This is a genomic window from Streptomyces sp. NPDC085946 (genome assembly GCF_044540485.1).
In the GTDB taxonomy this organism is placed as follows: domain Bacteria; phylum Actinomycetota; class Actinomycetes; order Streptomycetales; family Streptomycetaceae; genus Streptomyces.
In genome coordinates, this window is sequence record NZ_JBITSF010000016.1 from 20157 (window position 1) to 27635 (window position 7479).

The window sequence follows — 7479 nt, forward strand, 5'->3', positions numbered from 1 at the left end:
GCGACCCGGGACCACCAGTGATGTCGTCGGGGAGGGGCGGGAGAAACCGCACCGTGGGTCTTCATCGGTTCACCTTTCGCTCGCGGCAGGCCCCATCACGTGCGGGTCCAGCGTTGGTTGCTGCCGTTCGAGCAGGCGTAGAGCTGGATCAGGGTGCCGTTGGCGGTGCCGCCAGCGACGGCGTCGAGGCAGAGGCCGGACTGCACGCCGACGATGGATCCGTCGGAGTTGAGGCGCCACTTCTGGTTGTCACCGCCCCAGCAGCCGTAGATCTGGACTTTGGCGCCGTTGCCGGTGCCGGCGGCGTCCAGGCACTTGTCGCCGTAGACCCTGAGCTCGCCGGCGGCGGTGTACGTCCACTGTTGATTGGTGCCGTTGTGGCAGTCCCACAGCTGGAGCTGGACGCCGTCGGTGGTGCTGGAGTTCGGCACGTCCAGGCAACGGCCCGACCCGACGCCCTTGATCTGTCCGCCGTCCGTAGGAGGCGGGGTGGTGGTGCCGCCGTTGAGGGCGTTGAGGACCGCGGTGTAGGCGGGCTTCTTGCTGCCGTCGTTGTTGAACAGCAGCGGCGTGTCCCCCGACCGCCAGGAGTCCATGTCACGCACGCCCCAGACGGTGATGCCGAGGCAGCGCGGGACGGCCAGGCAGTCGTTGGTCACGGCGGCGTAGGTCGAGGCCGAGGCGCCCTGGATGTCGAGCTCGGTGATGGCCACGTCGACGCCGAGGGCGGCGAAGTTCTGCAGGGTGGTGCGGAAGTTGCTGTTGTAGGGGCTGCCGCTGTTGAAGTGCGACTGGAAACCGACGCAGTCGATCGGCACGCCGCGCTGCTTGAAGTCCCGGACCATCGCGTACATGGCCTGGGTCTTGGCCCAGGTCCAGTTCTCGACGTTGTAGTCGTTGTAGCAGAGTTTGGCCGCCGGGTCGGCGGCGCGCGCGGTGCGGAAGGCGACCTCGATCCAGTCGTTGCCGGTGCGCTGCAGGTTGGAATCGCGCCGGGCCCCCGTGCTGCCGTCGGCGAAGGCCTCGTTCACGACGTCCCACTGGGCGATCTTGCCCTTGTAGTGGGCCATGACGCCGTTGATGTGGTCGATCATCGCCTGGCGCAGTGCGCTGCCGCTGAGGCTCTGCATCCAGCCGGGCTGCTGGGAGTGCCAGGCCAGGGTGTGGCCGCGCACCTGCTTGCCGTTCTGCACCGCCCAGTTGTAGACGCGGTCGGCGGCGGTGAAGTTGAACTGGCCCCGCTGCGGTTCGGTGGCGTCTATCTTCATCTCGTTCTCGGCCGTCACCGAGTTGAACTCGCGGTTCGCGATCGACGTGTACGCCGAGTCGCCCAGCCGGCCCGAGGCGATGGCGGTGCCGAAGTAGCGGCCGCTCTGAGCCGCCGCGGCGCCGAGCGTGCTCTCGGCGGCGTGCGCGGCCGGCGGCGCGACCAGTGCGGCGGCCGCACCGAGGACGCCGACGACCAGCGCCAACAGCAGGCCTCGGATTTTCCGGCGGACAACGGGTCTGGGAAGGGCATACGAGACCATGGCTGTGCCTCCAAGGTAGAGATCACGGAAGGACTGAAGCGCAGGGGATTGCGTCGTCCGCTCCCGTTCGGCAGACGGACGGGGCGGGTCGGAGGCCGGGCGGCACGGAATCACCGGACACCGCGGTCATGGGGCGGGACGATCTCCACGGGCACGGGTCGCACCCGGTCGGCCGTCGGGTGACGTACGGCGGGCAGCGGTGTTCCGACACAGACACGGGAGTACTCCATCGCGGCTCACCGGGGGACCGCTACGCGGCGTCACGTACCTCTCCGACTGCGCGAAGAGCCAGGATGCGCTGGTGCGAACCTCACCGGAACGAAACGGGGTGGCGCAGGTGCTTTGGTGCGCGGATCTGTCGTGCAGCATGGATTGCCCAGGGCCGATGCGGTTCGATATATCGAACCGCGGTCGGTTTTTCAGGTAGGGATGATTGAGGTGGTGATGATGAACCGTCAATACTCCTCGCAGGAAAAGTTTCCGTCTCTTGCTCGAAACATTCGGGATTCCAGTGAGTGGGGCGGCGAGCCCTCGGTGCCGTCGTCGGTGGATGCCGTAGGGCCGGGGTCATGGGCGAGCGTGCGGACGCTTCTTGCCCGACTTTTGCGCTTTGCTGTTTCTGCTCGGGTCGACGTCTTTCCGTGGCCTCGCGCGTGGAGTGTGGCGGTTCTTGAGCCTGCCGCGAAGAGTCTCTGACCTGCTGATGCTTGCTGTTCACGGGCTCGGGGCGGGTGGAGCCGGCCTGTTTCCGGGGTGCAGCAGGCGGACGCGGAGTACCTCGTCCGAGCTGCGGTTTACAGTGTTTCGGGGCGATTTGCGGGTTGGCGTCACCTGGTGGCGGTGCCTTCTCGATGCACTGATGACGCTGACTCTGAGCGGTCGTCAGATGCAGGGAGGCGTGGCGCGAGTGTGGGTACCCGGTTGTGCGGGATCTGGCGATAGATGCCCATCGATCATGCTGAGGCCATCACACAAGCCGCATGTCAGGGCTCGGGCGCGAGCGGAGCCGACTTCAGGAGGGAGGGTCGGCTGTGCGGTGAAGCCGACCTGTCTCATGCGCTGTCTCGGCTGTTCCGCCCCGGCGGCGGGCTGAGCTCCGGGCTGTCCGCTCGAGGCGTGGCGGTCGCGAGGAGGTGGAGCAGTCATCCGCCGAGATCGTCGGGGCGCCTGGGACTCCTTTGCTGATCACCTGAAGAGGGTCGGAATGTCTGGCGCCCTTCGGAGAATCGGTGCGTCACGGGCACTGGAGGCACGGTCAACCTGGTGTCGGCACTGTCCGCGAGAGTGCTCCACTCCGGCGTCACGTGTGGTGCGAATCGGCCACTTGGCGGTGTGGCGTGCAGCGTTTCGTGTATAGACTCTCGCGAATGTTTCGATTTTTACAGCGACACATGCGAGAGGTGTTGACGCCGCTCACCGGTCCCCTATCATTCAGTTTGCTCACTAAGTCGATCATTGTTCGATATTACGAACGCGTTGAGGTTACTCCATCGCACAGCAGGGAAACCCCGGGGTGCACCGCCCGAATGCAGAGGCACAAGGAGCCGTGTCGGCGTTGTCACGTTGTTGGGCTGACGCCTGTCTGATGGTGCGTCGAGGTGTGGTGAGGTGCGGCCCGGGCGGGTGTCAGGCCGTGGTGGGCCGACCGGCGGCGTCGGTGATCTGATCCCAGATCGCGAAGCGGACTGTCATCTCGGCTCAGTGTCCGGAAGCGGTCATCAGATGGCGACGGGGACGGAAGTGGGGGAAGATACCGCTGAACGCGGACAGGAACCTTTGAGCGACACCGTCATGAGCACCACGCCGGAACCCCGTTCGGCGAAGCTTCTCCGCCTTCTTCCCTAAGAATCGCCGACCAGACTCCCGGCATATCGCTGGGGACGGCACAGAGTTGTTTCCCGGTGCTCCAGAGCGTCGGCAGGGACTGGGCCGCCGACTGTCCGACTGTGCGGGTGCGGCATCAAAGCCGCGTAAAGATTGCCGGAATCAGGCAATGTCTGGCTCGATGTCCCGATGTGGGCCGGCGGCTGCCGATGCCCTCGACGGAGGAGGCATCGCAGGGCTGACGCCCCATGATGCTTGCCGCCGCTGCACCGTTCACTGACGACTTTCGGCCGGTGACGACGCGTTGTTGACGGTGACGCGTGTCGAGACGGAGTCTGCGTCGTGGTACTGCCACCACTGGAAGCTGAGTGCGTCGCCGTCCGTCTCGCTCGACGACGACGTGTCGAGCGAGACGACCTGTCCTGGGTCGACAGTCCGTCGCAGTGCGCCGTCGACGGCCGCCTTCGGCTGGTGGTTCGCCGCGCCGTAGTCCGACGTGACGGGGACCAGTCCATTCGGGCCGCGAAGTCGTTCCAAGAGGGCGTTCCGGGCCCGGGGCGCCGACATGAGGCACAAGTGAAGCCAGTGAGAGGACGGCCGAGCCTGACGGCCATGTGATGCCGTGCGGCGCGGGCAAGCTGGCAGCAGCGGCTCGTTCCCGCCCACAGCTCATCCGATACGCCCCATGGCGGTCGTTCCGTTCTCAGGATCGGCCCGGATCCCCCGAGCGAGCTACCTGTTTTGTCCTCTCTGGGGTGACGCACGCCACCGGTGGTCTCTTGTTGACTCGCATCGTCAACACAACGGCCGGACGAGGCCGACCAGCCCTAGCCGAGGACAACACCATGACCACGACACGCAGTTCCGCGCAGCACGGTTTCCCCAGGGGCCGCCGAATCGCCACAGCTCTGCTGGTTTCCATGCTGGCAGGAACCGCAGCGGTCGCGTGCGGCGCCGACACCAAGGGCTCGCAACCGGCCAGGGTCTCCGGCAAGAGCGTCGGCGAGACCGCGGGCGAAGCCAAGATCATCTGGGGTAAATGCCCAGCCCTGGCCGAGGGACAAACCCGTGACCCCCACCTGGCCTGTGGAACGTTGCAGGTGCCACTCGACTACCAGAACCCGGGCGGCATGAAGATCGACGTGGCGGTCTCCCGGCTGTCCACCGCACAGCCCGGGAAGCGGCGTGGCGTGCTGCTGCTGAACCCCGGCGGGCCGGCGCTGGGCGGTCTCGACATGCCCGAAACCATGGCGTCCAAACTGCCGAACTCCGTGCTGGACCGCTACGACCTGATCGGTTTCGACCCGCGCGGCGTCGAACACAGCACTCCACAGAGTTGCGGTCTGCGGGACCCCAGCGTGTCCGGGCTCTTCCCCTATCCTGCCGCGGACGGCTCGATCACCAAGAACGTGACCCGCGCCAAAACCGACGCCAAGCAGTGCGCCGACACGGTGGGCAAGAACCTGCGGTACTACAACACCGCCAACACCGTCCGCGACATGGACCGCATCCGCCAGGCGCTCGGTGAGAAGAAGATCTCCTACTGGGGCCAGTCCTACGGCACCTACCTCGGCGTCGTCTATCGCTCCCTCTTCCAGGACCGCACCGACCGGATGATCCTGGAAGGCAACGTCGACCCCACCAAGGTATGGGCCAACCAGGTGACGGACACCTGGGGCAAGGGCATGGCCGACCGGTTCCCCGATGCCGCCCGCGTCGCCGCGGCGCAGGCCGGCACCCTCAAGCTGGGCACAAGCGTCGCGCAGGTGACCCACACCTACCTCGCCCTCGCCGACCGGCTCGACCGCACGCCCGCGGCGATTCCCGGCGCATCGGTGTCGCTGGACGGGGCGCTGCTGCGGAACATGACCTACGCCCTGCTTCTGCACAACAACACCCTTCCCTTGCTCGCCAAGTTCTGGAAGGCCGCCGACGACCTGGCCCACGGCAGCGCCACGGCCGCTGACACCGCGGTTCTCAAGGAGGTGTTCACCAGCACACCGATGTCCCCGGGCGTCCCCGCGGACAATCAGGCCACCATGTTCATGGCTCTCACCTGCGGCGACGCCGAATGGCCGCACGACGTCGACGGTTACGCCGCCCGCACCACCGCCGACCGCGAGAAGTGGCCGCTCACCGCGGGCATGCCCGCCAACATCTGGGCATGCGCCTACTGGGACAAGCCGGCTGAGGCGACTGCCAAGGTCGTGAAGGGAGGCCCGCGCAACACCCTGATCCTGCAGAACCGCCGGGACAATGCCACCCCGTGGGAAAGCGGCGTCGGGCTGCACAAGTCCCTCGGCGACGGCTCTGCCTTCGTCGGCGTCGACAACGGCGGACACTCCGTCTACGGCGAAGGCTCCGCCTGCGCCGACAAGGCCACCGTCGGCTTCCTGGCCACCGGCCAACTGCCGGACAAGGACGTCTACTGCACCGACGTCAACCAGAAGTAACCCGCCGGAACGCGGTGCTTCCCTGTCCGGCCCGCTGCCCGGTCGGAGTCGCCTCGATAGGGCCGATTTCCGGCGCTGGCAGCGGGACGGCACCTGGGCGAGGATTCTCACCCGGCTCCAGGCCGAGGCGGACGCCAAGGGCCTGATCACCTGGGACGTCAACGTCGACCCCACCGTCTGCCGGGCCCACCAGCACGCCGCCGGAGCGGTGAAAAGGCGGTCGAGCAGGGGCAGAAGCCCTTGTCCGTGGTGATCACGGCCGGGCAGTGGGGCGACTCCCCGCAGTTCGAGCCGGTCCTGGAAGCCATCCGAGTGCCGAGGCTGGGGCTGGGCAGGCCGCGCAAGCGGCCGGACCGAGTCCGGGCCGACAAGGCGTACGACTCGCACAGCAATCGCTCCTACCTGCGCAGACACGGGATCAAGGCCACCATTCCGGTACCGGCGGACCGGGTTCGCAACCGCATCAAGCGCGGATCGCGTGGCGGGCGGCCGCCGAAGTTCGACAAGGACGACTACAAGCAGCGGCACGCGGTCGAGTGCGGGATCAACCGGCTCGAGCGCCACCGGGCCGTCGCCACGAGGTACGACGAACTCGCCGTCCGCTATGAAGCTGCCGTGCTGGTCGCAGCCCTCAACGAATGGCTGTGACCAGCACTTTCACAACACGCCCCAAGCGGCTGCGGGGCCGTGCCCGCGCGTTGACCGTCGGGCACCCGTCCGGCGGTGTGAAGGAACAGACCTCGGGCCCGTACGCGCAGACCATGGCTGAGCGCGGGCTTCGTGACGCTGGCGTTCGACGCCTCCTGCAACGGTGAGAGCGGCGGCAGGCCGCGGCACATCGCGTCCCTGGAGACGTTCGTCGAGGACTTCAGCGCCGCCATGGACTACCTCGGCACCCGCCGCGACGTGGCCCGGGACCGGATCGGCGTCATCGGGGTCTGTGCCAGCGGCGGCTTCGCCCTGAGCGCCGCGCAGATCGATCCGCGTCTCAAGGCCGTCGCGATGGTGAGCATGTACGACATGGGCCGCGCCTACCGCGACGGCCAGGGCTATGCCCCGGTCCCCAGCGAGAAGAACTCCGTCGAGGAGCGCAAGCGGGCCCCTGCCGAGGCGGCCGAGCAGCGGTGGGCCGAGTTCGACGGCGGGGAGGTGCGCTACGGCGGCGGGAGCGCGGTGCCGTTGAAGCCATCCCAGCAGGCGGCGGCGGACGAGTTCGCCGAGCACTACGCGACGCCGCGCGGCCAGCACTCTCGCTCGCATCCGCTGACCCTGACCAGCCTCGGCGCGATCGCGAATTTCATGCCGCTCGCCCAGATCGAGCTGACCGCCCCGCGCCCGCTGCTGTTCATCGCGGGTGAGAAGGCGCACTCGCGCTACTACAGCGAGGACGCCTACGCCCAGGCCCCCGAGCCGAGGGAACTCCATATCGTTCCCGGTGCCGGACATGTGGACCTCTACGACGAGGTCGAGCTGATCCCGTGGGGGAAGCTCACCGGTTTCTTCGACAAGCACCCCTGATCCAGCCGACAGGGCAGTTTGCAGCCGTTCAAGGAGGGTTGGCACGCGAGGCGACGGCGGGGGGGGGGGGGGGGGGGGGGGGGGGGGGGGGGGGCGGGGGGGGGGCGGGGGGGGGGGGGGGGGGGGGGGGGGGGGGGGGGGGGGGGGGGGGTACG

Annotated in this window: 4 protein-coding genes and 2 pseudogenes; 3 read left to right on the forward strand and 3 right to left on the reverse strand. The window is 67.8% G+C overall.

From position 1 onward, the window contains the following. Positions 1–95: 95 nt before the first annotated feature. The 3 genes and pseudogenes from ACIF8T_RS27615 to ACIF8T_RS27625 form a co-directional block, all read right to left on the reverse strand. Positions 96–1529: an endo-1,4-beta-xylanase gene (locus ACIF8T_RS27615; RefSeq protein WP_400038808.1), complete on the reverse strand. Its 1434-nt coding sequence runs from the start codon at positions 1527–1529 to the stop codon at positions 96–98. 1626 nt (positions 1530–3155) lie between these two features. Continuing rightward, a pseudogene (locus ACIF8T_RS27620) lies at positions 3156–3317 on the reverse strand (IS6 family transposase); the annotation flags it as partial. A 309-nt stretch (positions 3318–3626) separates the two neighbouring features. Next, positions 3627–3890: a hypothetical protein gene (locus tag ACIF8T_RS27625; protein ID WP_400038809.1), complete on the reverse strand. Its 264-nt coding sequence runs from the start codon at positions 3888–3890 to the stop codon at positions 3627–3629. A gap of 308 nt (positions 3891–4198) precedes the next feature. Here ACIF8T_RS27625 and ACIF8T_RS27630 point away from each other — a divergent pair, with 308 nt between their 5' ends. The 3 genes and pseudogenes from ACIF8T_RS27630 to ACIF8T_RS27640 all read left to right on the forward strand — a co-directional run. Beyond that, entirely contained in the window at positions 4199–5806 is a 1608-nt protein-coding gene (locus ACIF8T_RS27630) for an alpha/beta hydrolase (RefSeq protein ID WP_400038810.1), read from the forward strand. A 246-nt stretch (positions 5807–6052) separates the two neighbouring features. Further along, complete coding sequence (locus tag ACIF8T_RS27635) at positions 6053–6454, forward strand: transposase (protein ID WP_400038944.1); 402 nt, start codon at positions 6053–6055, stop codon at positions 6452–6454. Between the two features lie 114 nt (positions 6455–6568). Continuing rightward, a pseudogene (locus tag ACIF8T_RS27640) lies at positions 6569–7324 on the forward strand (alpha/beta hydrolase); the annotation flags it as partial. Positions 7325–7479 lie beyond the last annotated feature (155 nt).